The 24,501-nt window shown below is 59.9% G+C and carries 24 protein-coding genes and 3 pseudogenes; 6 read left to right on the forward strand and 21 right to left on the reverse strand.

What is annotated here, in order from left to right:
- Nucleotides 1-248: 248 nt before the first annotated feature.
- From BS630_RS30865 to BS630_RS30880, 4 genes and pseudogenes are all read right to left on the reverse strand, one after another.
- Nucleotides 249-422 (reverse strand): annotated as a pseudogene (locus tag BS630_RS30865) (NADP-dependent oxidoreductase); the annotation flags it as partial.
- 130 nt (nucleotides 423-552) lie between these two features.
- A complete protein-coding gene (locus BS630_RS30870) occupies nucleotides 553-1,128 on the reverse strand; it encodes an alpha-ketoglutarate-dependent dioxygenase AlkB (protein ID WP_077980461.1) in 576 nt (191 codons plus the stop codon).
- Nucleotides 1,129-1,171: 43 nt separating this feature from the next.
- Nucleotides 1,172-1,621 (reverse strand): DUF2383 domain-containing protein, encoded by a 450-nt coding sequence (locus tag BS630_RS30875; RefSeq protein WP_025398059.1) that lies wholly within the window; start codon nucleotides 1,619-1,621, stop codon nucleotides 1,172-1,174.
- 146 nt (nucleotides 1,622-1,767) lie between these two features.
- Nucleotides 1,768-2,130 (reverse strand): DUF5655 domain-containing protein, encoded by a 363-nt coding sequence (locus BS630_RS30880; RefSeq protein ID WP_077980462.1) that lies wholly within the window; start codon nucleotides 2,128-2,130, stop codon nucleotides 1,768-1,770.
- Nucleotides 2,131-2,665: 535 nt separating this feature from the next.
- Between BS630_RS30880 and BS630_RS30885 the strand changes: the two genes are divergently transcribed.
- The 3 genes and pseudogenes from BS630_RS30885 (at nucleotide 2,666) to BS630_RS30895 (ending at nucleotide 5,802) form a co-directional block, all read left to right on the forward strand.
- Nucleotides 2,666-3,898, forward strand: coding sequence for a tyrosine-type recombinase/integrase (locus tag BS630_RS30885; RefSeq protein ID WP_077980463.1), 1,233 nt, complete (start codon nucleotides 2,666-2,668; stop codon nucleotides 3,896-3,898).
- Nucleotides 3,895-4,815 (forward strand): tyrosine-type recombinase/integrase, encoded by a 921-nt coding sequence (locus BS630_RS30890; protein WP_077980464.1) that lies wholly within the window; start codon nucleotides 3,895-3,897, stop codon nucleotides 4,813-4,815. The genes BS630_RS30885 and BS630_RS30890 overlap by 4 nt, the downstream gene beginning before the upstream one ends.
- A pseudogene (locus BS630_RS30895) lies at nucleotides 4,812-5,802 on the forward strand (tyrosine-type recombinase/integrase). The gene BS630_RS30890 and the pseudogene BS630_RS30895 overlap by 4 nt, the downstream one beginning before the upstream one ends.
- Before the next feature lie 106 nt (nucleotides 5,803-5,908).
- On the opposite strand, the gene BS630_RS30900 reads toward BS630_RS30895, so the two are convergent.
- The 5 genes and pseudogenes from BS630_RS30900 to BS630_RS30920 form a co-directional block, all read right to left on the reverse strand.
- Complete coding sequence (locus BS630_RS30900) at nucleotides 5,909-6,397, reverse strand: P-loop NTPase family protein (RefSeq protein ID WP_077980465.1); 489 nt, start codon at nucleotides 6,395-6,397, stop codon at nucleotides 5,909-5,911.
- 133 nt (nucleotides 6,398-6,530) lie between these two features.
- A complete protein-coding gene (locus BS630_RS30905; RefSeq protein WP_077980466.1) occupies nucleotides 6,531-9,824 on the reverse strand; it encodes an error-prone DNA polymerase in 3,294 nt (1,097 codons plus the stop codon).
- The gene (locus BS630_RS30910; protein ID WP_077980467.1) at nucleotides 9,821-11,332 is read right to left on the reverse strand and encodes a Y-family DNA polymerase; all 1,512 of its coding nucleotides are present in this window, start codon (nucleotides 11,330-11,332) and stop codon (nucleotides 9,821-9,823) included. Before BS630_RS30910 ends, BS630_RS30905 begins: the two co-directional genes overlap by 4 nt.
- Nucleotides 11,253-12,006 (reverse strand): annotated as a pseudogene (locus tag BS630_RS30915) (ImuA family protein). The gene BS630_RS30910 and the pseudogene BS630_RS30915 overlap by 80 nt, the downstream one beginning before the upstream one ends.
- 91 nt (nucleotides 12,007-12,097) lie before the next feature.
- Nucleotides 12,098-12,289, reverse strand: coding sequence for a hypothetical protein (locus BS630_RS30920; protein WP_077980468.1), 192 nt, complete (start codon nucleotides 12,287-12,289; stop codon nucleotides 12,098-12,100).
- On the opposite strand from BS630_RS30920, the gene ligD reads away from it, so the two are divergent.
- The gene (ligD, locus tag BS630_RS30925; RefSeq protein ID WP_077980470.1) at nucleotides 12,288-13,352 is read left to right on the forward strand and encodes a non-homologous end-joining DNA ligase; all 1,065 of its coding nucleotides are present in this window, start codon (nucleotides 12,288-12,290) and stop codon (nucleotides 13,350-13,352) included. The genes BS630_RS30920 and ligD overlap by 2 nt on opposite strands.
- 63 nt (nucleotides 13,353-13,415) lie before the next feature.
- Nucleotides 13,416-14,189, forward strand: coding sequence for an SOS response-associated peptidase family protein (locus BS630_RS30930; RefSeq protein ID WP_077980471.1), 774 nt, complete (start codon nucleotides 13,416-13,418; stop codon nucleotides 14,187-14,189).
- A 130-nt stretch (nucleotides 14,190-14,319) separates the two neighbouring features.
- Here BS630_RS30930 and BS630_RS38310 read toward each other — a convergent pair whose 3' ends face one another.
- The 10 genes from BS630_RS38310 to BS630_RS30975 form a co-directional block, all read right to left on the reverse strand.
- Nucleotides 14,320-14,523: an SDR family oxidoreductase gene (locus BS630_RS38310; RefSeq protein ID WP_245310571.1), complete on the reverse strand. Its 204-nt coding sequence runs from the start codon at nucleotides 14,521-14,523 to the stop codon at nucleotides 14,320-14,322.
- Nucleotides 14,442-15,038, reverse strand: coding sequence for an SDR family NAD(P)-dependent oxidoreductase (locus tag BS630_RS30935; protein ID WP_245310572.1), 597 nt, complete (start codon nucleotides 15,036-15,038; stop codon nucleotides 14,442-14,444). The genes BS630_RS38310 and BS630_RS30935 overlap by 82 nt, the downstream gene beginning before the upstream one ends.
- 8 nt (nucleotides 15,039-15,046) lie before the next feature.
- Nucleotides 15,047-15,757 (reverse strand): NADPH-dependent F420 reductase, encoded by a 711-nt coding sequence (locus tag BS630_RS30940; protein ID WP_280952180.1) that lies wholly within the window; start codon nucleotides 15,755-15,757, stop codon nucleotides 15,047-15,049.
- 53 nt (nucleotides 15,758-15,810) lie between these two features.
- Nucleotides 15,811-16,578 (reverse strand): SDR family NAD(P)-dependent oxidoreductase, encoded by a 768-nt coding sequence (locus BS630_RS30945; protein ID WP_077980473.1) that lies wholly within the window; start codon nucleotides 16,576-16,578, stop codon nucleotides 15,811-15,813.
- A 63-nt stretch (nucleotides 16,579-16,641) separates the two neighbouring features.
- A complete protein-coding gene (locus tag BS630_RS30950; RefSeq protein ID WP_077980474.1) occupies nucleotides 16,642-17,340 on the reverse strand; it encodes an NADPH-dependent F420 reductase in 699 nt (232 codons plus the stop codon).
- Nucleotides 17,341-17,660: 320 nt separating this feature from the next.
- Nucleotides 17,661-18,581, reverse strand: coding sequence for a LysR family transcriptional regulator (locus tag BS630_RS30955; RefSeq protein ID WP_245310575.1), 921 nt, complete (start codon nucleotides 18,579-18,581; stop codon nucleotides 17,661-17,663).
- 135 nt (nucleotides 18,582-18,716) lie between these two features.
- Nucleotides 18,717-19,088, reverse strand: coding sequence for a DUF427 domain-containing protein (locus tag BS630_RS30960; RefSeq protein ID WP_077980744.1), 372 nt, complete (start codon nucleotides 19,086-19,088; stop codon nucleotides 18,717-18,719).
- 119 nt (nucleotides 19,089-19,207) lie between these two features.
- On the reverse strand, nucleotides 19,208-19,618 hold the full coding sequence (locus BS630_RS30965; RefSeq protein ID WP_077980476.1) for a nuclear transport factor 2 family protein: 411 nt from the start codon (nucleotides 19,616-19,618) through the stop codon (nucleotides 19,208-19,210).
- 93 nt (nucleotides 19,619-19,711) lie between these two features.
- Nucleotides 19,712-20,509 carry an NADPH-dependent F420 reductase gene (locus BS630_RS30970; RefSeq protein ID WP_077980477.1) on the reverse strand — a complete coding sequence of 266 codons (798 nt, stop codon included), beginning with the start codon at nucleotides 20,507-20,509 and terminating at the stop codon, nucleotides 19,712-19,714.
- A gap of 570 nt (nucleotides 20,510-21,079) precedes the next feature.
- The gene (locus tag BS630_RS30975) at nucleotides 21,080-21,988 is read right to left on the reverse strand and encodes a LysR family transcriptional regulator (RefSeq protein WP_077980745.1); all 909 of its coding nucleotides are present in this window, start codon (nucleotides 21,986-21,988) and stop codon (nucleotides 21,080-21,082) included.
- 223 nt (nucleotides 21,989-22,211) lie between these two features.
- Between BS630_RS30975 and BS630_RS30980 the strand changes: the two genes are divergently transcribed.
- On the forward strand, nucleotides 22,212-22,682 hold the full coding sequence (locus BS630_RS30980; RefSeq protein ID WP_077980478.1) for a nuclear transport factor 2 family protein: 471 nt from the start codon (nucleotides 22,212-22,214) through the stop codon (nucleotides 22,680-22,682).
- Between the two features lie 185 nt (nucleotides 22,683-22,867).
- Here BS630_RS30980 and BS630_RS30985 read toward each other — a convergent pair whose 3' ends face one another.
- Both BS630_RS30985 and BS630_RS30990 read right to left on the reverse strand, forming a co-directional pair.
- Complete coding sequence (locus tag BS630_RS30985; protein ID WP_077980479.1) at nucleotides 22,868-23,257, reverse strand: RidA family protein; 390 nt, start codon at nucleotides 23,255-23,257, stop codon at nucleotides 22,868-22,870.
- Nucleotides 23,258-23,636: 379 nt separating this feature from the next.
- Nucleotides 23,637-24,395: an alpha/beta fold hydrolase gene (locus BS630_RS30990; protein ID WP_077980480.1), complete on the reverse strand. Its 759-nt coding sequence runs from the start codon at nucleotides 24,393-24,395 to the stop codon at nucleotides 23,637-23,639.
- Nucleotides 24,396-24,501 lie beyond the last annotated feature (106 nt).

Genomic DNA, 24,501 nt, shown 5'->3' on the forward strand with positions numbered 1-24,501 from the left:
GCGCCCGCTGACAAACTCTCCAAGGGTGTCTACGGAGGGCTCCGCCCTAAACGGATTATGCCGCACTTGGCCTTGGCAGCTTGCCCCGCGCGTTGGAAGAAACGGATTTCTGTGGCGGTGCTTTCGCGGAACAGATCGGTTTGGTTGAAGTAGTCGCGGTCCAGACCGAGCTTTGCACGTCTGCATCGCCCTCGTAATAGGTGCCGAACAGATGATCCCAGATCGGGAAATAATTGGCGAAATTCTTATCGTGATGTTCCCGCAATCATTCCCGTCGCCTGCTGTGAGCCGACGGCACCAGCCGCGCCGTGTGCGAGCACAGTCTGCCCGGCTTGAAAGCGGCCATGCTGAAACAGTCTCTGCCACGCGGTTAGGCCAGATATCGGCAGACTTGCGCCGACCGTGAAGTCGACGTCGCCCGGCGGGCGGCCGCCCTCAGAGGACGGCCCGGTCGGGAAGAAACGTCCAGAACCAGCCGACCGCGCGAGGCAACGATCACCACTCCATTCGTGAGCCCTGCAGCCGTTTGTAAGGTCACCAACTTATCATCGATCAGCTCATTTCGCGGAACGTGATCGAATAGCGGAGTTTGTCGACCGGCGGAATGGAATGCTCCCAATCGCTTCGCGCCGGCCCAGACAGCAGATATGCTGATCCTGGCTCGACAGTGAGCGAGACGCGCTGCCACTTGGAGCCAGCCCGCCGTCTCAGCCTGAATGTGCATGGAGATAATAGCGAGACGCCGACGATCCTGCCGAATACCCTTTTGTCCTTGTGCCATCCGATCGGCGCGCCTTCGCCATACTCGCTGACTAGCGCTTGCTCCAGCAGGCTGGCCTCGATTCCGGCAAAGGCGGCGGCAAGCTCACGCACGGGAAGAAGGAAATCCGGGATGCTCTCGGCGGGCTTCATTCTTTCTGTCTCGAAGTCGTATTTCCAGCCAAAGGAGACGACCCTTCTCTTTCCCTCGAAGCCGTGAAAATCGAAAGGTTTGAGCGGCAACAAAGGTATTTGCTCGAGGAGACGGGACTGTTCGGCTTCCGGAACAACGGTTGCTCCGTAGCGGAAGCCTTCAGGCAGATCCGCCTCGGCTTGGGCAAACAGGTCTCCTTGGTGCGTTCGGTTCATCGCGATGTCGCTGATCTCGCATTCTATCCCGTACCGTGCCAGGTCACAAAGCCTTCGCGGTCGTATCCATCCACGCCCGATGCCGTTCCTCGTCCTGGTGCGCCTTGATGAAGAACGCTTTCGAGGCCGGTATAGCGTCTTGGTGACGCGAGGCTCGCTCGTAGGCGGTCACGGTATCATCTTCATTCGTTTTCATTGCTTTGAGGATCGCGGCATCCCCCATTAGGTCGGCGAGGGCGACCTTGCCGGTCGTCAGCATCTGTTTCATGTCGCCCCTCGTCGGGGCCTCGATCGCAAGCTCGCGCGCCATCTCGTTTAGTACCTCAAGATGCTGCAGGTGATCCTGCTTGAAGCTGGCGATCTGGCTCGCAAACTTCTTGTTGTCGAGGCGAGCGATGCAGGAATCATACGCAGCGATCGCGTCATGCTCAAGATAAATTAGATCCTTGACCAAACCTTTGATGTCGGACTCGTTGCCTACCATCGTTACCATGTGATCCTCCTGTCGGTTGAGGAGGACAAACCTTTTACGCGAAATGTGGTTCCCTTCCGACGGCGTTGAGAGCGACAGCGGCCAGCAGGGCCGCCGTCGATCACCGTGCCCAACCTGCGTCTGCGAGTGAGTTCGCAAAGGTTAGTCTACTTGTTGGCGAAGTCATACCCCGCTTTGACCAGGTCTTTAAACCATGGGCTCTCAATCTGGTTGAGCGATTTTACGACTACGTGGTGATTCCACCGTGTCGGGCTGGTCTGCTTCACGTAATGAAAATGCGGATCCTTCACCTCACGATCCAAGCAGACCGTGAGGTACAATGTGCCATCGCCCGTGCCACCGTAAGTCCACATCCAAAGAAATTTGCGCTTCCCTGCAAAGGTCATTTGGCCCTTTATCTCTTGGCGGCTCGGCCCGAGCCCCTTCGTAAAGGTGATGATCTTTTCAGCGATCTCCATGGTTTTTGGCTTGCTTCTGAAATCACCCGTCATCTTGTTTTCTATAGTCATGATGTTTCAATATCTCCGGTTTTTCGAAGCGATTGAGAGTGAATGATCCCGCTGTAGGATTCCGGAGCATCTCGCTAACCCGAGCCGCCAAGGCAGGTTCCACCCGAAATTGCCCGTCTCATGGACCGGCGGGCCACAAGCGCATGTGACGAACTGGCTCACCGCTGACGGCTTGGCACATCAAACTTCAATCGTTGAGAATGGACCGCCCACTGGAGACACTTAGGGCTAAGACGGCTGTCAGCTTTCAGGAACTCGTTGGACCTGTGCGAACGGCCGGAATGGTCCTCGCCAGCTGACGAGCTTGAGCGGAATCGAACCGCCGACGGCCATATTTGGGACAGCAATCCAGCTGGATTTCTTAGTGAAAATTCCTGCTCTTCACCTTCAGCGTATCGATATGAAGGTCAGGCACTTATCCCGAGCCGGATACTATGCCGAGCCCGTTTCCTAAAGCACGGGATTTCAGGTAAAGCGGCCTGGTAAGCTCGGCATAATATCCAGTCTCCGCTGTTACAATTAAGCGGAGACGAGCATGACGATCTTGCCTGTGGAGAACACGATTCTCCCGCAAATTATCAACGATTGGCCTCATCAGGATTGCGCCCGGTGCGTCGTCAGCATGATGACGGATCAAGGCTATAGTGCCAAAAGCATTCGATCGACGATCCAGACCATTTCAGCCTTTGTCGAGTGGAAGAAGGATTGCCGGAACGGCGAGCCGACAGTGGTCCTCTACGATGATATCGACCGCTTTATCGAATCCCGTGCCGCCGCGGCCACGTTACGACACGGAGAGCGCCGTTCAATCCAGCATCTAAGGGCGAAGCTCATAGAGGTGGGCGTGGTGTACCAAGCACCGCCGGCCGCTCACCCAATCGATGACTTGACAGGCCGGTTTGCCATCGACCTCCGTCGCAGAGGTTACGCTGCGCCGACGATTTCGGCCCATCTCAGGTATAGCAGACAATTTCTGCGCGCCTTATGGATCGACAGGTCAGGCATAGCTCACCTCCAGTACGACGATATTCGCGACTATCTAGCGGGCCAATTCGAACGCCACACAGCCGCGACGTCCAAGATCATTTCATCCAGACTTCGGGTTTTTCTCCAGTTTTGCTGGAATGCGGGAGTTATAGAACTTGATCTCGCGCAGGCCGTCCCGATGGTCAAGAACCACCGGCTATCGTCCTTGCCGTCGTTCATGAGTGTCGCTCAGCTCGATCAGGTTCTGGCTGCTTGCGATCGAGCCACTGTCGCTGGTCGTCGAGATTTCGCAATCCTGATGCTCATGTCCCGACTTGGCCTACGCGCGAAAGAAGTCGCCCTATTGTCTTTGGACGACATCGACTGGCATCGTGGCATCGTTCAAGTGCATGGCAAAGGCGGCCGGGTGGCGGCAATGCCTCTCCCACAGGACGTAGGCGCAGCGATCGCGGATTACGTTGTAGATGGCCGCCCCAGCTCCGGAGCGCGGACCATTTTCCATAGGGTCGAGACGCCCTGCACGCCGTTCTCAAATGCCACGCCCGTCATCCTCATCGCCAGACGGGCTCTGAAGCGCGCCAAGATCACCGGGCTCCGCTCTCATCATGCCCATATATTCCGGCACACGTTTGCGACGATGGCGATCCGCTCAGGCGTCAGCCTCACGGAACTGGCGCAGGTCCTTCGGCACAAGCAACCAGACACAACAAGAATCTACGCGAAGCTCGATACCGAAGGCCTTCGATCGCTTGCCCGGCCGTGGTTGGGAGCAAGCCTATGAGCACGCTGCTGGCATCACTCGAGCAATATCTGGCGCTACGCCGGTCCCTCGGCTTCAAACTTAGCAGCCAAGAAAGCCGGCTACGTAAATTTATTGCGTATGCCCAGGCACGGGGCCAACACCACATCACCGCAAAGCTCGCCGTTGAATGGGCGGAGCACCAGTGCGGGCCGCGGACTTGGTCGTCGCGACTGTCGACGGTCCGGTCTTTCTCACGCCATGTCGCACTGACTGATCCAAAGACAGAGGTCCCACCCTCTGGCATTTTCGTACCGCAGCGACGACCCCGACCCTTCATCTATTCCGACGAGCAGGTCGCTGATCTTCTGAGCGCTATGCCTCGCCTGCATCCGGGCAGCTTCCGAGGCGTGACCTATCATTATTTCTTCGGATTGCTCGCATCGACAGGAATGCGGTTTTCCGAGGCCGCGCGCCTCTTACGGGAGGATGCCGACATGGACACCGGAACATTGACGATCCGTGAGACGAAGTTCGGTAAGAGCCGACACATACCTTTGCATCGCAGCACCTGGGACGCACTCCGACGGTATTCTGATGAGCGAGATCGTTTGCCGACCCGACGCGCCAGCAGGTTCTTCTTCACAGGGGATCGTGGGCGGGGTCTGAACCATGCCAACCCTCATTTCTCCTTCATTCTCTGGACCCGTGAGGCCGGACTGCGGGGAGCTTCCGAGGCAGAAGGGCCGAGGATCCACGATCTTCGCCATACCTTCGCGGTGCGCACGCTTTTGGACTGGTACAGGAACGGCGATGACGTCGACCTTCGAATTCCGGAACTTTCGACATATCTCGGCCATGGAAAGGTGGCCGATACCTACTGGTATCTCAGCGCACATCCCGATCTTCTGGAGGAAGCCAAACTCCGTCTGGACGCGCGATGGGAGGCGTCACAATGACGAGTTCGCTCCCACGGCTTATCGAGCGCTTCTTCAGCTGCGGCTGATGCGCCAACGCAATGTCAGCATGCACACCGTCGCCTCCTACCGCGACACCTTCAAGCTCTTTTTGAGGTTTGCCCACCGCAAGACGGGAAAGCCGCCATCATCCCTCATGCTTGAGGATTTCGACGCCGAGCTCGTCATAGCGTTCCTGGATGATCTCACCGCGGAAAGGCGCGTGGGCACCACAACTTATAATCTCAGGCTCACCGCCATTCGCGCGTTTTTTCGGTTCCTTGCGTTCGAGGAACCTGCTTTTAGCCACCAGATCCAACGCGTGCTCGCCATCCCCGGCAAGATCGGCGCGAAGCGCGAGGTACAATTCCTCGTCCGGGATGAGATCAAGGCGCTCCTGGCAGCACCGGACAAGCGGTCATGGGTTGGTCGCCGCGATTATTGCCTGCTCCTGACGGCAATTCAGACGGGCATGCGGCTCTCCGAACTGGTAGGCCTTGATCGCGGCGCTGTGACACTAGATGCCGGCATATTCGATGCTTCGGAAAGGGTCGGAAGGAGCGTGTTACGCCGCTCACCAAATTTCTGCGCGCTGTGCTTAAACAATGGCTGGACGAGCCAAGATTGGGCCATTCCGACATCCTCTTCCCGACCGTGCATGGATCTCGGATGAGTCCGGACGCGGTTCAATATCTGCTGGCGAAGTATGTGAAGCAGGCAACACCGCAATGCTCGTCATTGCGAGCCAAGCGCATTTCACCGCACGTTCTTCGTCACAGCGCGGCGATGGAATTGCTGGATGCTGGCGTCGATAGCACGGTGATTTCGCTATGGCTGGGCCATGAATCGACACGCTCCACGCAAGCCTACCTTCATGCGCATCTTGCGATAAAGGAGGCGGCCCTTGCGAAGGTAGACTCATTGAACGAGCAACCCTTTCGCCGATTTAAAGCCGACGACAAGCTATTGACGTTTCTCGACACCCTGTAGAAGTCTAACGCCGCAGACACTCCTGCGGCGTTATTGCACCCACCCTTCAGGCACTTGTCCGCGTTTTTGCGCCAGATGCCGCGGGGCGTACTCAAACGTGAAGTGTCTATCGGAGGCCAACCAAAAAATCGACGACCTCAGATCGGCTCGTCAGCCTATATTTTTGCTCGAGATGTTGCTCGTAGAACCAGTGGTGCGCCTCAAAGGAGTTCAGGTGGTTCTTTCGGAGGCGGTAACCACGAGTGTACTCCAGCAGCTCTTCGAATTGCTCTGGCGTTCCTCCATCGGTTTGCCCCCGTCGCAGCAAATTTGCAATGCATTCGTCGTCAACTATATCGAGCCAGATCAATGTTGTTACACGAGGAAAGATCTGCTTAAGAACTGAACCATATATACCCTCTATGATCCACGAGGCGTTGCCTGCGGCTTCAGCCACGAGTTGATCACGCTCATGGCGTGGACGCTCTCCCGCGAAACCGGGTAGCCAATGCAAATCATCCAGGTGAGTGACCGGAAACTTAAGCTTGGCCGCCAACTCTTTAGCCAGCCACGACTTGCCGCTACCGCCATTACCTACGATAAAAATCCGGTCCATAAACGCTCTCCCGCCGAGGACTGTTTCGGCCGTTCTACAAGTATGTCTGGCAATGCTCTGGCTGGCGAGATGTCCGTAGGGCTGATTTTCCGCCTTTCAGTACTTGAAACTATGCCGAGCTTACCAGGCGGCTTTACCTGAAATCCCGTGCTTTAGGAAACGGGCTCGGCATAGTATCCGGCTCGGGATAAGTGCCTTTATGCCGAGTTCGGCATAAAGGCACGAACAAGTCGCGCGCGGCGATAACCGGCTTCGGCTTGTCCCGTGGATCAGGCCCGCCGCCTCTGGCGAACTCATCACCACGGCCGGCCGGCAGCTTGAACTCCTCATCCCGATTGGCAAGGCCGGTCAGATCGCCTGACAGATCGAACAGCTGCTGGGCGACAAGATGGACCACCTCCCCTTCACGCTGAATCCGACCATTGATCGCCATCATCGAAGAACCTAAAACGACCCGCCGGCGTTTTTCGAACAGCGTCGGCCAGACGACGAGGTTGGCCGGCCCGGTCTCGTCCTCGATGGTGATGAACATGACGCCCTTGGCCGATCCGGGCTTTTGCCGCACCAGGACAAGGCCGGCGGTATAGGCCCACCGCCCGTCTCTCGAATTCATCGCCTCGGCACATGTGATGATGTTGCGCACTGATAAATCCTTGCGCAGGAAGGCGATCGGATGCTGCCGCAATGTCAGACCGGTATGGCTGTAGTCCTCAATGACGTTATGCCCGTCCGTCATCTGCCGAAGTGCCACCTTCGGCTCCTGCTGCTCGGCAATTGCAGCCATCTGCCGTTCGGCCGCGGCGGCAAACAGCGGCAGGGGTTCATCGCGCAGCGCCTTGATCGCCCACAGCGCGTCGCGGCGTTCAAGCTTCAGCGACGGCAGAAAGGCGTCGGCCTTGGCAAGCTGGACGAGCGCCTCCGATGGCACGCCGGATCGTCGCCACATATCGTCAACCGAGGCAAAGGCATTGTCCATGCGTGCCGCGACGATGCGCGCCGCGTCAGCGACCGCCAGTCCTTTCACCTGCCGGAAACCGAGCCGGACAGCATGGCGGCCAGAATTGCCGATCCGCTCCAGCGTACAGTCCCACCGGGACCGATTGATGCAGACCGGCCGCACCTCGACGCCGTGGGCTCTCGCATCGCCGACAATCTGCGCCGGCGCGTAAAAACCCATGGGCTGCGAATTGATCAGCGCGGCACAGAAGGCTTCCGGATAGTGGCATTTGATATAGCTCGACGCATAGGCGATCAGCGCAAATGAGGCCGCGTGGCTTTCCGGGAAACCGTAGGAGCCAAAACCTTCGAGCTGGGAGAACGTCTTTTCCGCGAATTCCGGCGTGTAGCCGTTCCTCACCATGCCCGATACGAGTTTATCCTTGAACCGCGAGACGCCGCCGGTGAACTTGAAGGTCGCCATCGACTTGCGCAGCTGATCGGCCTCGCCACCGGTAAAGCCGGCGCAGACCATCGCCACCCTCATCGCCGACTCCTGAAACAGCGGCACGCCGAGCGTCTTGCCCAGCACCGCCTCAAGCTCGGGCGTCGGATATTCGACCGCCTCCTTGCCTTCGCGCCGGCGCAGATAGGGATGAACCATGTCGCCCTGGATCGGGCCGGGCCGGACAATGGCGACTTGCACCACGAGGTCGTAGAAGGTCCGCGGCTTGAGCCGCGGCAGCATCGCCATTTGCGCGCGGCTTTCGATCTGGAAGGTGCCGAGCGTATCGGCCTTTCGGATCATCGCATAGGTCGCAGAATCCTCCTGCTCGATGTCAGACAGGTCGAGATCCCGATCCTTGTGCTCGCGGATCAGATCGAAGGCCTTGGCCATGCAGGTCAGCATCCCAAGCGCCAGGATGTCCACCTTCATGAATTTCAGGGCTTCCACGTCGTCCTTGTCCCATTCGATGATCTGACGGTCCTTCATCGTCGCCGGTTCGATCGGCACGAGATCGTCGAGCCGATCATGGGTGAGGACAAAACCGCCGGGATGCTGGCCGAGATGCCTTGGGGCGCCCATCAGTTGCTGCGCGAGCTTCAGAGTGAGCACAAGACGCCGGTCATCTGGATTGAGATTGAGCTCGCGGACATTGCGATCGCAGACCTCTTCCGACCAGGACCACATGCCCGATGACAGCGCCTTTATGACATCTTCCGGCAGGCCGAGCGCCTTGCCGACGTCACGGATCGCGCCGCGGGCGCGGTAGCGCGTCACGGTGGCGCAGAGCGCTGCCTTTTCTCTGGAATAGGTGCGATAGATCCATTGAATGACCTCTTCGCGCCGCTCGTGCTCGAAATCCACATCGATATCAGGTGGCTCGTCGCGCTCCTGGCTGACGAAGCGTTCGAACAGAAGGTCGTTGGTCGAGGGGTCGATACTGGTAATGCCGAGAATGTAGCAGACGGCGCTGTTGGCGGCAGAACCCCTTCCCTGGCAAAGGATACCTTCAGACCGCGCATAACGCACGATCGAGAAGACGGTCAGAAAATAGGGCGCGTATTTCATGGTGCGGATGAGATCGAGTTCGTGCCGCACGACCTTCAATACATCGGGCGGCAGTCCTTCGGGATAGCGATCGGGCACGCATTGCCAGACATAATGCTCGAGCGAAGCCTGGGCGTCCTTGCCCGGCACGATCGCCTCCTCCGGATATTGGTAGGTGAGTTCCTCAAGCGAGAACGTGCAGCGACGGACAATCTCCAGGGTTCGCGCCAGGGCTTGCGGGTATCGCGGAAACAACCGCTGCATTTCTTCCGGTGGCTTCAGATAACGATCGGCGTGGCGCTCGCGCTCGAAACCGACATCATCGATGGTCGTGCGGGTGCGAATGCAGGTGACAATGTCCTGCAGCTGTCGGCGGCCTGGCTCGTGGAAGAGGACATCATTGGTGACGACCGTCCGCACCTTGAACCGCGCCGCAACATTGGAAATCTCATGCAGCCGCAGCTGGTCGTTCTGCCGGCGTCGCAGACAAAGCGACACATAGGCCCGATCACCAAACAGCTCGGCCATCTTGCGCAGCTGGATCGCGCAGACGTCATCCGGCAGATCCGGCACAAGTATGCCGATCATGCCGTCGCTGTAGGCGATGACGTCGTCCCAATGCAGGATACAGTTGTTCTTGCCGCCGCGCGACTTGCCGAGCGTGATGAGACGGGTCAGCCGGGAATAGGCAGCCCGGTCGGTCGGGTAGACCAGCAGCGACATGCCGTCGGCCAGATCAAGCCGGCAACCGACAACGAGGCGTAAGGCGGTGGCACGCGATGCTTCAAGCGCCCGGACAATTCCGGCAAGCGAATTGCGGTCGACGACGCCGAGGGCTTCGATGCCAAGAGCCTTGGCGGTCTCGAACAGTTCCTGCGCCGAGCTTGCACCGCGCAGGAAGGAAAAATGGGTCGTGACCTGCAGCTCGGCATAACTCATGCGAAGATCCCATGGCAGTACCAGCGATGGCTTCCGGTTTCCGGATCGATGCCATCACCGGAGCGAAACACCCAGAGGCGCTCGCCGGCCTCGTCTTCGATGACGAAGTAATCGCGCACCGCCTCCATCTCGGCGTCGCGCTGCCACCACTCGCCAAAGATCCGTTCCGGACCGTCGGCCCGCTTGACCTTCCGGCGCTTGCCGCGCCAGGTGATCGAGACCGGCGGCCGGTCCGGCAACAAGGCGATGGCCTCGATCAGTTCGGGACGGGCCAGCAGCCGGACCGGCCGGCGCCAATGACTGAACCAGGTGACCTCGACCGGATCGGCAGCAGGACTGATACGCTGGACGGAGCGCTCGGGCACGTCGGAGGCAACCGGCGCCACCCGATAAACACGCTGGCCGCGGTTGCCGTAAATATCGATCAACGGCGTCACGTCCTTCACTTCCTCCTCGACCAGCGAGGAGGATTTCTGACGCTCCTCCAGGGGCTCAGCCATCACTGCAACCAGGGTCAGCTTCTCGATCCCGAAGCCGGGCTCGATCTTTTCCGTCCGGTCGCGAAACAGCTTCGTCAGCCAGGCGACATCGCGCACCGGCTTCACCGTGCCGGCGCGGATTGCCTGCCGCGTACCGTCAACCTTTTCGACGATCAGGTCGGCGCGCCGGACACCAAGACCGCGCCTTTGCAGCTCCTCGATCAGTTGCACAACCAGCCGGCCGACATATTTGTCGATGGTTTCGGCAGCACCGATCGGCTCGGCAAAGGCGCGGCTCACCTCGACGAGCTCGGCGGTGCGGATCGGATCGATTGGTTCCGAGACGCGGCCGAAGATCTGGTCCAGCCGCCGGCCAATCTCCGGACCGAAACGGAGCGTCAGCGGCCCGCGCGGCGTGTTGGCCAGTTCGCCGATCGTCTGGAAGCCAAGCGTGCGCAGATCGCTGACGACTTTCCCCGGAAGGCGCAGCAACGATATCGGTAGCTTTTCGACGGCGCGGACGGTCTCACCTGAAGGCACGATGACTGTCTCGCGAGTGATGGCACGGGCGCAGGCATGCGCTGCACCCCAGGTGTCGGCGATCGCGACACGGGCGGTGAGTTTTTTTGCCAGGAACTGATTAGCGATCTTCATCACCATGGCGAGCTCGCCGCCCTGCAGGTGATCGGCACCCTCGGTGTCCATGACGATCCCGTCGATCCCATCGACGGCAACGATCGGGGAATAAAGCGTCAGCGCCCAGAGGGTGATGCGTTCGAGTGCTGCAGCATCCAGCGCAGGATCCGCATCGACCAGCATCAGGCCGCGGAACAGCGCCTGCGCTTTGGCCGCCGGCATGCCGACATGCACGCCGGATTTCCTAGCGGCGGCGTCTGCGGCCGACACCCAGCGTTTCGAGCCGCTCCTGGCGATCACGGCAATCGCCTGTTCAGGCGGAATAGAGGGATCGGCGCGACGAATGCGATCCGTCGGCAGATCCGGAAGATAGATCGAGACAACCCTTGTCATCGCACGCCCTCACGAGAAACTCAGCACATTCACCCGCTTTCACGCGCATCAATTCCAGCAACCACTGGGCCCTCCCCACGCCCGGCACCGGCAATTCCTCCGACGGCATGACGCTGACCCGCCACCGCGTGGTCGACGCCGTCGGTTGGCCAAAATCATTGGCCTCCCGTCTGCCGTCGCCAGCGCCGCACGGCAAGCGCCATCGTGCCCGTTCGCTCAGCCGCCAACTGCAGCCGGCGCGAACTGACCATCGGCAGGCGAACGAGTTCACCAACGACGGCGCCGAGCCCACCGAAGGAAAGCCCTTCCTCCATATTGGCGAGCACGTCCTCCTCCCTGTCGGATTCGACAAAGATCACCCGGTCGGGATGCAGGCCGACCTGGGCGAGCGCCGGAAAGAACAGATCGGGGCGCGTCAGGCACCAGACGATCGGGCCTTTGGTGCGGGCCGCGATCCCCGCCGCACACAGGGCCGCGGCGGCCCCATCGATGGTCCCTGCTCCGCCGCCGGCAAATTCGTGCAGGGCGCCATAGGCCAGACCACCTCCCGGCAGGACTGCATCGATTTCCGGCACCCCGAAGGAGAGACAGCCGGCTTTTCTTGCTGACACGCCTTCCAGCGATGTAATGCGCTCGCGCAGATCGGAAATCACCCTTTCACGGGCAGCAGTCATCGTTCACGGCTCCCTTCAAGGTCGTGTTGGCGGCCGACATCATGTCAGACAAATGCGGATGTTCCCTTTCTGTTCCGACGCAATTAAAGAGTCAAGCAACCGGAGGAATGGGAATATTATCCTGAACATTAGAAATCAGCAGAATACCGAAGGGAATCAGCAGAATAGCGGGCGGCGGATTTTTTTCCGAGCGTTTGCGAGCGCTAATCCCTTTGTGTGAATTGCGGGGACAAGTCGGCATCGTCACAGTGTCTTTAAGATTTTTCTGCTGAACTCCCGGCATGACGAAGCCTCCGAGATCAAAACCCCTCCTTCGTGACACCGAGGCCCCGATCCGTTCCCGGCCGCGCGGGAAGCGTAATCCAGCCCAACCACAGCTGCTGTTCGATCCCATGCCCGAGCGCGTCGAGCCTGCGCTGGCGCAACTGAAGTCCCGTCCCTCAAAAGGAAACGAGTGGAGCTGGGAGCTGAAATGGGATGGCTATCGCCTTGCCGTCCATATCGAGCCGCAGGGGATCCGGATCCTCACCCGCGGCGGACATGACTGGACACATCGGTTTCCGGCGATAGAGCAGGCCGCCCGAGCGCTCGGGCCGGCGACGATGATCATCGATGGCGAGGCGGTCGTGCTCGACGAAGAGGGTCGTCCGGATTTCGGGCTGCTGCAGCAATCGCTGGGCGCATCCGGCAAACAAGCCGGCAACCGTGCCTCCAACGCCGTCCTCTACGCTTTTGATCTTGTTTATCTGGACGGCCACGATCTGCGCGGTGTCGAATACCGGTCTCGACGCCACCTTCTCGAGGACACGTTAAACGGCCAAATGAATGATCAAGTCGGCGCCGTCAGGCTATCGGAAACACTCGATGGCGAACCAGCTGTCCTGCTGGAGCATGTCTGCCGCCTCAGGCTGGAAGGCATCGTCGGCAAGCACCTCGACCGGCCCTATCGCTCGGGCCGGACCGGGGATTGGGTGAAAGTCAAATGCGTCCAGAGCGAGGCCTTCTTCATTGTCGGTTATGAGAAGTCGACGGCATTCCCTTCGGGCTTCGGCTCGTTGGTGCTTGCCGCCTACCGCGGTGCCGACCTCGTCCACGTCGGAAGCGTCGGCACGGGCTTCAGGCAAGCCGAGATCATAAGGTTGCGGAAGATGCTGGACACACTGCGATGGAACCGAAAGCAGCCGCCCCTGCCCTATTCCGGAAGCGCCGATATTGTCTGGGTCGAACCGACACTGATCGCCGAGATCGAGTTTCGCGCCTGGTCGACAGACGGGAAACTCCGCCATCCGTCCTACAAGGGCTTGCGAGAACGTCAGGACAATGCCGACGTCTTCCGGCTCGACTAGCGAAATCAGCGCCGTCCGCTAGATTGTCCGCCATTCGAGCTCAAGCGGAGCAGATGGCCTGCTATGTACAATCTTTATCGCATGGAAGACAGGGACTGGGTCGCAAAATGGGCCCAGGATGCCGAAAGCCTGATCAACCTGATGCCTGCCTACCAAATGAATCCTGGTCAGATGGGGCCGATCGTCCGCAACACCGCCGACGGGAAGAAGCAACTGGTCCATGCGCGCTGGGGACTGCCCTCGCCGCGCTTCGCACTTGAGAAGACGGCCAAAATCAAGGCCGAGAAACTTGCGGCCAAAGGCAAGCCATTCGATCTCGAAGAACTGATCCGCATGGAGGCCGACCGCGGCACGACCAACGTGCGCAAGCTCAGTTTTCCGCACTGGACGCGATGGTTTGGCGTCGAAAACAGATGCCTTGTCCCGGTTACCAGTTTCGCGGAACCGGATCCGGCCAGCCAGGCGGATGGCGGAAACGTGCCCAATGCCTGGTTCGCCCGCGACGAGCAGAAGTCGCTGATGTTCTTTGCCGGTCTCCATGTGCCGCAATGGCAGAGTGTCCGAAAGGTCAGGGACGGCCTGACCACTGACGATCTCTATGGGTTTTTGACCACGGATCCCAACGACCTGGTGAAACCGATCCATGACAAGGCCATGCCGGTCCTATTGCTGACGAAGGAAGAGACCGACACCTGGATGCGGGCGCCCTGGGATGAAGCCAAGGAGCTGGCCCGTCCACTACCGAATTACGCGCTGATCATTTCCTCGCGCGAACCGTACGGATCGACGATTGTCACTAAATCCGGAGAGCCTGTACGTCAAACAAGCCTTTTTTAGCCAGTCTCGCGTGGCAAAATCAGTCGTCCGAACGGCTCTGCCTTCATAGCCGCACCGCGGCAGCACGTTTCTGGCGGAGTCCTTCCAGTGGCTCCTGCCTTGCCGCATCGCGTGTTAGTGGGAGTTGGGCCTAGCGATATACGAGCCCGCCATCGCTCGGGATCGCCTGCCCAGTGACGTAGTCGGAATCGTCGCTACAGAGGAATGCAACAAGGGCCGCTACATCTTCGGGCGTCTGGGCGCGACCGAGCGCTATACCCCAACATACTTCCTGTAGGTTTCGCCTTTCGGCGCGCCCGTGAGCTGTGAAAAGCGCTCGTCGATCTCGACCCACATGTCAGTTCCGACTATGCCGGGGCAATAGGCGTTCACCGTGATGCCGGCGCTCGCATACTGGCAGGCCTTCGTGGCCAGCGGCGGAGGATGCGTTGATGATCTTACCTTTGATGCCCCGAGCCTTGAACTTGGCCGCAGCGGCTTGAATGCCCATACCACGCTATCGGCATTCACTCGGAAGATGCGATCCATATCTTCCGGAAGCACGTCGGCGAGTGGCTTGACCTGCGCAACGCCCGCATTGTTGACGATGGCGTGGAAGCCACCAAGCTCCCTCTCGACCTGATGTACCGCCGCAAACACCTCATCGCGCTTGCTGACATCGGCGACAAATGACGTGGCGCTCGCTCCGAGGGCCTCAACTTCCTTCTTTACCTCAGCGAGCTTCTCTTCCTTCAGATCTACCAGTCCGACCTTTGCGCCGTCTCTCGCGAGGCGTAAGGCAATAGCCCGGCCGATACCCTGGCTGGCTCCTGTTACGAGGACGACCCGTCCCTTTGGCTGCGTATCCATTGGTCCTCCTAAGGTTTGCCGATGCTGCTGTTGAGCGCAGCACGAAATTCCGGCTTTCGCTCAGGACTGGCTTCGGCAAGTGCTTTACGGACACCATCCGTATCGAGATTAGCGGCGTATACCGGCGTGCCGGGCTGCTGACGCCAGGACTCGTCAAGAGGGCCGGCGTCGACACCGTCGTATCCGAGTTCATCGAACAGCCGAATGACCCTGGCTTTATGGGCCTCATTATCGCCCGACACCGGCAACGCGATGCGTCCCGGCGTGCCCGCAGGCTTTCCGCCATCGAGCAGGCTGCGCCAGTGCAGATTGTTGATGGCCTTCAGCACCGGCCGACCGAGCTGATTTGCCACCCAGCGGCTTTCGGCCATGCCCTGTTCGATCGGATCGATCCGCCCATCCCGCTCCTGGGGATAGTAATTTCCCGTCTCCACGACGGCGACATCGGCATCGACCTCGTCGAACAGATCCTTCGGCAGATCGGCGATCTTGAAGGCCGGGATCGCGACGAAGACGATGTCGCCGCTGCGTGCCGCTTCATGGACGGTCACCGCCCTGGCGCCGGTCTCGGCGGCGAGATCCGCAAGCGATCCAGGGCCGCGCGAATTGGCGATGGATACTTGATGGCCCAGCTTTGAGAGCCGTCGGGCCAGCGAGCCGCCGATTTCCCCTGATCCTATGATTCCAACCTTCATCATCGCTCTCCCAAGCTGTGGAATGGTTTGGCCGTCGCCTGCGTGGCGGCGCGCCGTTGCCGGGGCAGCTCAGCCGATCAGAGCCTGTAGCCGCCGCTCGCCTCGATCACCTGACCGGTCACCCACCGGGCATCGTCAGATGCGAGGAAGGCAACAACCGCGGCGATGTCTGACGTTTCACCGAAGCGGCCGAACGCGGTGTCGGCCTCAATCGCCTTCACGGTATTGGCATCCTCTCGGACGGCGGCGTTCATGTCCGTTCGCGTCCAACCCGGCGCCACCGCGTTCACCGCAATCCCGCGCGGACCAAGCTCCATCGCAAGCGCGTGGGTGAGGTTGTTGATCGCCGCCTTCGCCATCGAATAGATCGGCACCATTGGTTGCGGGCGCGTGGAGAGGCCCGATGAGATATTGATGATCCGCCCGCCATCCGACAGACGGCTGAGCGCCGACTGGACCATGAAGAACGGCGCGCGGGCATGGACCGCGATCATCGTGTCCCAAGCCTCCGGCGTGGCGTCGGAGAGACCGCCCCAACCCGAATTGCCCGCATTGTTGACGAGAATATCGAGCGTCTTGCTGCCCTTGCGTTCCGTCAGCTCGCGATCCAGCTCGTCGTACAAGCCAGGGATCGACCCGGCATCGGAGAGATCGGCTTGCAGCGCAAAGGCGGTGCCGCCCGCCTTCTCGATCGCTGCGACCGCCTCTTCCGCGCCAGCGCTGCTGGCATTGTACGTGATCGCCACCGTCGCGCCGTCCGCCGCGAGCCGTTCAGCGATCGTCCGACCGATGCCCCGGCCCGCTCCGGTCACGAGGGCGGTTTTACCATTCAACGTCTGCGCCATTGGAGATTTCCTTCGTAAAGCGAATTGCGATTTTGGAATTTGCGCTCGAGCTGGCTCGCTCGATCAGGCGACACGTTCGCGCGTGATCGGGCCAGGATTGGCTTCGACGACCGCGAGCGCGAGGCGGATCAGGTCAGGGTCGCCGCCATATTCATTGTCTGCGACGTGATGCAGAAGCACGCCGACCTGTTCGAGCTGCCGGGCGCCCTTGAGATTGCCGGCGTTGACGGGCTTGAAGCCCGCGTCGGCGATGAGGCCCCGCGTTACGTCGCCAGCGGCACGGTCGTCGGTTGCGTAGAAGACATTGGCCTGCACCGGCGCTTCAGCCCATGCCGCCGCCTCAAGCGACGGAGCCGCGATCAGGTTGAACCCCTTGACGATGCGCGCCTTAGGCAAGCGCCGTTGCAGTTCTTCTGAAGTCGAGCTGTCGCGCATGAACTCCAGATCGTGGAAGTGCACGAAATCGGCGGTAACGCCGAGCGGGTTCATGGTCTCGATCACGACCTTGCCGTCGAGCGCGTCGCCGACCTCGGCAACGATTGCTTCGACTCGCGGCCAGTAAATCGAGAAAAGTACGACTTCACCGAACTCCGCCGCCTCGCGGATCGTACCGAGCCGAGCCTTGTCGCCCAGTTCCGCAAGTAGTGGTTCGATCTTCCGGTCCTCACCATCCTTGGCGATGACGAGTTCGTGACCTGCGGCTGCCCAGGCGCGGGCCAAACGACTGCCGATATTGCCGGCGCTCAAAACTCCGATCTTCATTAGATATCCTATCTACCTCAACATTTATGCCCCCGAGGAGCGGTTCTGTTGAAAGTTAGGATATCGCCCAGGCATAGATTAGATGCCCCATGAACCTCAGTCTGTTGTTCGTGCGAGCAACAATGATGAACGGAGGTAGCCGCGGTTCGGTCGCGGCGCTGGCGCGCAACTCAATGTACGAGGCCGGCTGTCTGGTCCAGCCATACCGGCGGGAAGCACGTCGCGGCTCCCGCCTTGCACGAGCTACAGCCTTCGGTGAGGCCCACGGGCGGTCCTACTTGAGGATTGCCGATGGCGACTAAGGCTATGGTCGGCTCGCTTCAGGCTAGGCTGGCGTCGCTACCATCCCCGAAAGCATCGCGGCAAAGATCAACGAAACCGCGCACCTTCGGATCCATGTAGCGCGTGGAGGCAAAAACAGCATGGACCGGCATTGGTATGCTTGCCCAGCCCGGCAAAACCCTGACCAGGGTTCCCTCCGCCACATGTGGCTCAGCCATGAACCGCGGAAGTTGCGCCACTCCCAACCCGGATACGGTCAGGTTCTTCGCGGCAACGATGTTATCGAGTGCGCAGCGTGGCGTCTGCGAGACCTTTTCTGTTGCTTGGCCATTGACAAGGGTCCAGCTCGCGCGGCCGCTGGATGTCTTCGTAATGAGGTCGTGGCGCTTCAAATCGTCGACGGTGCGGAGCTCCGCACTTTCCTTCAAATATTCCGGCGCGGCATAGAGGCCGTACGTTATCTCTCCAAGCTTGCGGGCCGACAGATCAGAATCTTGCAAGGTGCCGATGCGGATCGCGACATCGATTCCCTCATGAATGATGTCGACGAACCGAATGGAGTATACCGCTTCCACCGTGACCTTCGGCCACTTGGACAAATAGGCGGCGATCCAGTTGTCGACCCGTGTGGTGCCGAATTCTGGTGTCGCCGTAACCTTCAGACGGCCCTGGGGCTCCTGGCGCTGCTGGGCGACCGCTGCTTGGGCCGCCTCTGCGGCGGCAAGGATCGAAGAGGCGCGTTCGAAATAGTCCCTACCGACTTCCGTCACGCTGAGCCGGCGGGTGGACCTGTTTAGCAGCCTCGCGCCGAGTTTTTCCTCGATCCGCTGCACGATGCGGCTCACCCGAGCCTTGTCAGTCTCGAGGCGATCGGCCGCAGCGGTGAAGGACTCCTCCATCACCACCGCGACGAAAACCTGCATTTCTGAAAAACCGACTGTTGATGTCATGGACAACATTCTGTCACGCGCCGCTTGAGCGATCAATCAGCGCGACCCTTATATATTCGACACTAGTTGGCTCCATCCGACTGCACTGTTGTCATCGGAACAACAGCAGAATTCGGCCGATTTGCCGAATCGATGATCCAGCAATCAGTCGCGAGCCGTTGTCTCGATGGCGTCGACGCGGTCCGGGTAAAACGCGAGGTATCCCTGGATAATCAGCATGTGGTCGAAAGGGTTCTCGTACGACCAGGCGACATCCCTAGCGGCGCCATTTCGCGCGCTAAAATAGCTGGCGTCGCCCTTGTACGGGCAGTGGGTGCTGGTGTCGCTCATGCTGAGTTCGCCCATCGCGACGTCGGCGCGCGGGATGTAGTAGACCGGATTAAGGCTCGCCTCCTTGAGGATGAGGGCGTCGCGGCTGTCGGCGAGGATGGCATCGTCTAGCTTGACGACAACCCTTTCCCCCGCCGGAGCGATGGTAATCGGATGGTCGGGACCTGGCTTTCTTCCACCTTGCATGTCGTGCTCCTTTTTGTTCGCTAAATCGTGTGCAAGTCTCGCGCCGCGCGCGGCCTGCTTGTCGAGAGACGCGCGCACCGGCGTTCGCCCGACCGGGGCCCGCGGACGTTCGAGTGTGCCTACTGTTCGACTGGAACGAGGCGCATCGCCTGCCCGCCGAGTTTGGGGACGAGCCGCTGCTGGACCGCGACGACGGCGGGCAGTGGGCGCCATGCTATGGTTATAGTCTCGATGCGGCCGTCCTCGCCGAGTCGGACGTGGTCGAAGGCGTCGATCACATGCCCCTCGAACCGGATCGTAAGGACCGCAATGACGTCGGCGCCCTCGCGCATCATCATCTTGGGCTCGAACGCGTCGATCGTGGATAGCAGGGCGCCGAGGACAGCGGACACGCTGGCGCGCCCCTTGAATGGCGTGGGCAGGATCGGGCTATTGAGTTCGACGGTCTCGGACAGATGCGCGCTCACGCGCGCAATGTCGCCCTCATGCATCGCCTCGAGGAAAGGGGTGAGGTGGTCTTCGCTCGGCATCGCTGCGGCTCCTGAATATGTGAGGCCCGGCGAGCCCCGCAGGGCTCCCACAACCGAATGCCGGACGCCATTGGAGGGGCGTCCGGCAGGGGGTCAGTTTGCGACGGTCGCGGCGCTGGCCTGGGCCATGAAGAGGTCGACGTGGACCTGCGGCATGCCCTCGAACGTGCCGCCGATCGGCGACGGGCGCTTTGCCTCGTCGATCAGGCGCTGAGCATCTTCGCGCGACACGGGCGTACCAGGCTGCGTGTAGGCGCGCTCGGCTTCCGGACCCGTCGCCTGCAGGTCTACCGACGGAGCGTAGGCCCAGAAGTAGATCGGCGTGCTCGGTTCGATCCGCCAGCTGTCTGCTAGTGAGCCCGCGTCGATGGTATCGAAGCCGATCTTGTCGAAGAACTCGGTCACCGCCTGCTTCGCTCCGGCGTCGTCGCCCGCGATCGGCAGCGTCGTGCGGTTCGCCGAACCCTTCGGCGTCGCGTTGGCCTTCATGTGGAGCCAGCTGAGGTTGTGAAAGCCCTTGACGACCTTCGCTCCCGGCAAACGCCGCTGGATCAGCTCACTGGAGGTCAGCTCAGCCTTGTCGAGGACGTCATTGTTGCCGAATGCGGGATAGTAGTTCGTCTGGTCGAGCACGACCTTGCCCGCGAACTTGTCGGCGGGCAGTTGCTCGGAAGCGGCGATCGGAATCGAGAGCGTGACGATGTCACCCGCCGCGATGGCCTCCTCCGTGGTGCCGGCGCTCGCCAGCGGACCAAGCTCCTCGATCAGGTCCTTGATTGTGTCCGCGCCGCGGGAGTTGCTGATCACCACCTTGTAGCCAGCCGCGGTCGCGAGGCGCGCGACTGCCTTGCCAACGAGGCCGGAGCCGATAATTCCGATAGTTTGTGCCATGAACTTTGTCTTTCTTCATAGGGGGCGGTAGCCGCCGACAGGATTCCTGCGCCGGTGCTGTCCCGCGCGCCCTTCGAAGGACGAGCGCTGCAGCAAGCGACACAGCGAAAATATGGATTTGACCGAAGAGTTAACAGTCCGGCAGCGGGCAACAGACTGTTGTCCCTTGCACCGACAATGGCGCGGCAGGTCCGCGCGATACGGTGACGCCTTAGCCGACCATTGAAATCAAGCTTCCGACGTCGATAGCATGGCGCCAGGCGCCTTGCGTCGAGCTCCGCAAGGAGGTCAGCGCATACACCGGCAAGACGCCTTGTATGGCGCCAGAAGAGCGAGGAAGATCTCTAAGCTCCCTCTGACGCTGGAAAGCCCTTTTTCAAGAGTGTAACTGACCGTTGCTTTCCCACTGGGCGCGTTGGGCACGGCATCGTCGGTATGGCTATGGCACCGACTCATCGCGGACGCCGTTGAACTGCGTCATTTACTCGCAAGCGTCGCGCCTTACGCTCAGCACATCTTGCAATCTTGATGTCGTTTCGTCTGAGCCGAGCCGGGCAGCAGCGGGTCATCTCATCCCGATCCTTGGACATCGCTCGTGAAGTGGTCACGGCAGAGGTCGACGAAACCCCGCACCTTCGGGTCCATATAGCGTGTCGAAGCGAAGACGGCGTGGATGGGCACGGGGATGCGAGCCCAACCCGGTAAGACGACGGCGAGGCCGCCTTCAGCTACGTGCCGCTCGGCCATGTATCGCGGAAGCTGCACGATACCCAAACCTGACAGCGCCAAGTTCATGGCGGCTACGGTGTTGTTGAGGGCGCAGCGCGGTGCCTGCCAAACCTTCTCCGCCTCCTCGCCATTCACCAAGGTCCAGCCCGGGCGACCGCGTGGGGCGTGCATGATAAGGTCGTGCCGCTTGAGATCTTCGACCGTGAGAACACGCGCAGCTCCCCGCAAATATTCGGGAGATGCGTACAAACCGTAAGTCAACTCTCCGAGTCTGCGCGCCGAAAGCTCCGAATCCTGCAACGGGCCGATGCGGATCGCCACGTCGACACCTTCATGAATGATGTCGACGAGACGGTTCGTGTATTCCGCTTCGACGGTTACCTTGGGCCACTTGTGCAAAAACGCGGCAATCCAGCCATCGACCCGCATCGTCCCGAATTCAGCGCCAGCCGTTATCTTAAGGCGGCCCTTCGGTTCTTGCGTCCGCTGAGCGACCGCGGATTCCGCCGCTTCGGCGGCCGCCAAGATCGACGAGGCGCGTTCGAAATAGTCTCGCCCAACTTCCGTCACGCTTAGGTGCCGCGTCGATCGGTTCAAAAGCCGCGCGCCCAGCTTCTCTTCCATTCGCCGCACGATGCGGCTCACTCGCGCCTTGTCGGTTTCCAAGCGTTCCGCCGCCGCAGTGAAAGACCCTTCCGTCACCACAGCGATAAAGGCCTGCATCTCCAAGAAATCTACTGTTGTCGTCATAAACAACACTCTGTCACTTTCTGATCGCATTATCAATATGCGTACAACTGTCATCTTGCATCATTCGCGCACAAGGGACCCCGAGGATGAGCACTGAGGCGATGACGACGAGACTTACCGGACGTGCCGGCCAAGCAACCGGCAACATCCGCCGTCCGCATGCCCGCGCACGTCGCAGCCATGCTGGCTTGCGATCGGTGCCAGCGAAAAAGGCGCTGACATCATGTCCGATAAGCCGAACATCACAGCCGCGAAGGGCTTCTTCGCCGCGCAGCATTGCGGCGATCTTGATGACGCATTTGCCAACTACGTGCATCCGGATTTCAGCTTCGTGGTTTCCTGCGTGTGCAACGACGAACTGCGCGCTGCCATCCCTTGGGCTGGCTACGAGCATCGAGGCCGCGAAGGCTACCGACGCCTAACTGCGCTTCTCTTCTCAGAATACGAACTGCTCGCTTACGAGACCACGCGATTCACCGATGCCGGCACGCAAGTCTTCGTCGAAGGCCATTTCCGCCTGCGCCACCAAGAAACGGCGAGGATCGCCGACAGCGACTTCCTCGCCCGATTCGAGATGCGCAACGGGAAGATCGTCGGCGGCCAGATGTACGAGAGCACCTCAGCCGTTGCCGCCGCTGCGCCGACTGAAAGAAATTTGGTTTCTTGGACACTAAGCTGCGGCAGCCGAAGGTGATCACTGCCAGGGTTTTGATGTCCGGAAATATGTGGGGAAATCAAATGTCGGGAAACGGCGGAGATTGGCCTGGTGTAAATACGCCTTGAAGGGAATCGAACCATAGTCCATCGTCTCGGATACACTAAGCTGCTGTAACTTTTATGCTCAGCGTGGAAGCGTTCGTTCGCGACACATAGGTTCCATCATCGCTTTACGGCAACACATTTCACCTCAGCGAGGAGTCCCTGGTGCGCGAGCTCAGAGACACCTATCCGGGTCCACGCATAGGTTCCCTTCGGAAACACCTCGTTTTTGACAGTCCGGAACACGTCCATGTGCTTGGACATTTCGACGTGATAGCTTGTCATTTCCACGATGTCATCGAACGTGCAATGAGCGGCTTCGAGGACAATCCGTAAATTGTCCCACATAGCTCTGAATTGCTCTGAGGGATCGTGAATAATCTTGAGATCCTTGGTCCGCCCAACTTGGCCGACGACGTAAATTGTGTCTCCGACTTTAACCGCAGGAGCATAGCCTGCTCGGCTGACGATCTCCTGCATCTCGTCGGGTATGATGATCTCTCGATCCATAGTGGTCCTCGCAATCTTTGCTGGTTGCTAGCGGCGCTGGTACATGCGTCGCGAATTTTCAAGCGCCGCTGGATGAAAAAGTACAAACGGCCAGCGATGTCGGGCAATCCTTCACTTCGCCCGCCGGAGTGACATCTGTATATTTGCAGTTGAGATGGAACGGGTTCATCACGCGGCTCAAAATGGTGACGAACCTCACAAGGCGTCAGGCCAACTCAGCCGATGACGCTCTTCATCGTTGAGCCAGAGACGGCTGCGTTTTGAACGGCTCTTTCCCAAGCTCAGGTACATGTCTCGAAATAGCTGCGTCACGTTCCCAGACGTGACACAGCTAGCAAATTCATCGAGACAAGCGCCTTTTGCAGAATGCATGCCGCCGCTACTTGGCAGCTTTGGCTGCTTCCTCGATAACCTTTGCGACTGCAGCGGCCTGCGAGATGTAGATAGCGTGACTACCGTCGATCTCTGTCACCGTTGAACCGGCACGCTTGTACATCCAGCGCTCAAGGTCCGGATTGATCGTCAAATCGTCTTTCGAAACAATCCCGTAGCTCGGCTTGTCGTGCCAAGCGGCAACCGAAACCGGCGCGCTGGTGGCAGCGACTGCGACAGGCATTTGAGACCGGGCCATAAACTCGCCCTGCTCTTTGGGCAGATCCGCCCCGAAATCAGCTGCAAACTTTGCCCGGTCAATAAGCAGGAAACCATCTTTCGTTGGCTTGATATCATTGGTCGGTGACGGCATCGATTGGAGCAAATGTGCCGTGCTTTCGCCCTTTTCCGGCTGCAGTGCCGCAACGTAAACAAGTGCCTTGACCTTGGGGTCATCACCTGCTGCCGTGATGATCGTACCGCCGTAGCTGTGACCGACGAGAACGACGTCTCCGTCCTGCTGATCGACCACACTCATCGTGGCTGCAATGTCCTGGTCCAGGCTTGTCAGCGGCTGCTGCACAATGCTGACATTGTAGCCGTCGCGGGTCAGGATGTCATAAACGCCGCGCCAGCCCGAACCATCCACGAGCGCGCCATGGACAAGCACGATGTTGCGCGCGTCCGCTAAGGCTGGGGCTGTTAGGGCAGCAGAAGACAAAAACGCGGCTATAAGGCCAACGGCCGCTTTACTGAAGTTCGACATGGTCGGTAGTTCCTTGAGTTTTGTGCGTGGAATGACTGAGGCTTTGCTGATCGCCTGAAGGACATGTCTCGCCTCTATCCAGGGAGAGACGGACGTGATCGCTTGC

This window comes from Rhizobium laguerreae (assembly GCF_002008165.1).
In the GTDB taxonomy this organism is placed as follows: domain Bacteria; phylum Pseudomonadota; class Alphaproteobacteria; order Rhizobiales; family Rhizobiaceae; genus Rhizobium; species Rhizobium laguerreae.

Excerpts from the sequence above, each read along its gene's own strand:
- BS630_RS30990 (WP_077980480.1), bottom strand. The coding sequence starts at position 24,395 with ATGTCGAACTTCAGTAAAGCGGCCGTTGGCCTTATAGCCGCGTTTTTG.
- BS630_RS30870 (WP_077980461.1), bottom strand. The coding sequence starts at position 1,128 with ATGAACCGAACGCACCAAGGAGACCTGTTTGCCCAAGCCGAGGCGGAT.
- BS630_RS30900 (WP_077980465.1), bottom strand. The coding sequence starts at position 6,397 with ATGGACCGGATTTTTATCGTAGGTAATGGCGGTAGCGGCAAGTCGTGG.
- BS630_RS30980 (WP_077980478.1), top strand. The coding sequence starts at position 22,212 with ATGTCCGATAAGCCGAACATCACAGCCGCGAAGGGCTTCTTCGCCGCG.
- BS630_RS30955 (WP_245310575.1), bottom strand. The coding sequence starts at position 18,581 with ATGTTGTCCATGACATCAACAGTCGGTTTTTCAGAAATGCAGGTTTTC.
- BS630_RS30890 (WP_077980464.1), top strand. The coding sequence starts at position 3,895 with ATGAGCACGCTGCTGGCATCACTCGAGCAATATCTGGCGCTACGCCGG.
- BS630_RS30905 (WP_077980466.1), bottom strand. The coding sequence starts at position 9,824 with ATGAGTTATGCCGAGCTGCAGGTCACGACCCATTTTTCCTTCCTGCGC.
- BS630_RS30880 (WP_077980462.1), bottom strand. The coding sequence starts at position 2,130 with ATGACTATAGAAAACAAGATGACGGGTGATTTCAGAAGCAAGCCAAAA.
- BS630_RS30960 (WP_077980744.1), bottom strand. The coding sequence starts at position 19,088 with ATGCAAGGTGGAAGAAAGCCAGGTCCCGACCATCCGATTACCATCGCT.
- BS630_RS30930 (WP_077980471.1), top strand. The coding sequence starts at position 13,416 with ATGTACAATCTTTATCGCATGGAAGACAGGGACTGGGTCGCAAAATGG.
- BS630_RS30975 (WP_077980745.1), bottom strand. The coding sequence starts at position 21,988 with ATGACGACAACAGTAGATTTCTTGGAGATGCAGGCCTTTATCGCTGTG.
- BS630_RS30945 (WP_077980473.1), bottom strand. The coding sequence starts at position 16,578 with ATGGCGCAGACGTTGAATGGTAAAACCGCCCTCGTGACCGGAGCGGGC.
- BS630_RS30875 (WP_025398059.1), bottom strand. The coding sequence starts at position 1,621 with ATGGTAACGATGGTAGGCAACGAGTCCGACATCAAAGGTTTGGTCAAG.
- BS630_RS30885 (WP_077980463.1), top strand. The coding sequence starts at position 2,666 with ATGACGATCTTGCCTGTGGAGAACACGATTCTCCCGCAAATTATCAAC.
- ligD (WP_077980470.1), top strand. The coding sequence starts at position 12,288 with ATGACGAAGCCTCCGAGATCAAAACCCCTCCTTCGTGACACCGAGGCC.
- BS630_RS30920 (WP_077980468.1), bottom strand. The coding sequence starts at position 12,289 with ATGCCGGGAGTTCAGCAGAAAAATCTTAAAGACACTGTGACGATGCCG.
- BS630_RS30910 (WP_077980467.1), bottom strand. The coding sequence starts at position 11,332 with ATGACAAGGGTTGTCTCGATCTATCTTCCGGATCTGCCGACGGATCGC.
- BS630_RS30935 (WP_245310572.1), bottom strand. The coding sequence starts at position 15,038 with ATGGATACGCAGCCAAAGGGACGGGTCGTCCTCGTAACAGGAGCCAGC.
- BS630_RS30985 (WP_077980479.1), bottom strand. The coding sequence starts at position 23,257 with ATGGATCGAGAGATCATCATACCCGACGAGATGCAGGAGATCGTCAGC.
- BS630_RS30950 (WP_077980474.1), bottom strand. The coding sequence starts at position 17,340 with ATGAAGATCGGAGTTTTGAGCGCCGGCAATATCGGCAGTCGTTTGGCC.
- BS630_RS30970 (WP_077980477.1), bottom strand. The coding sequence starts at position 20,509 with ATGGCACAAACTATCGGAATTATCGGCTCCGGCCTCGTTGGCAAGGCA.
- BS630_RS30965 (WP_077980476.1), bottom strand. The coding sequence starts at position 19,618 with ATGCCGAGCGAAGACCACCTCACCCCTTTCCTCGAGGCGATGCATGAG.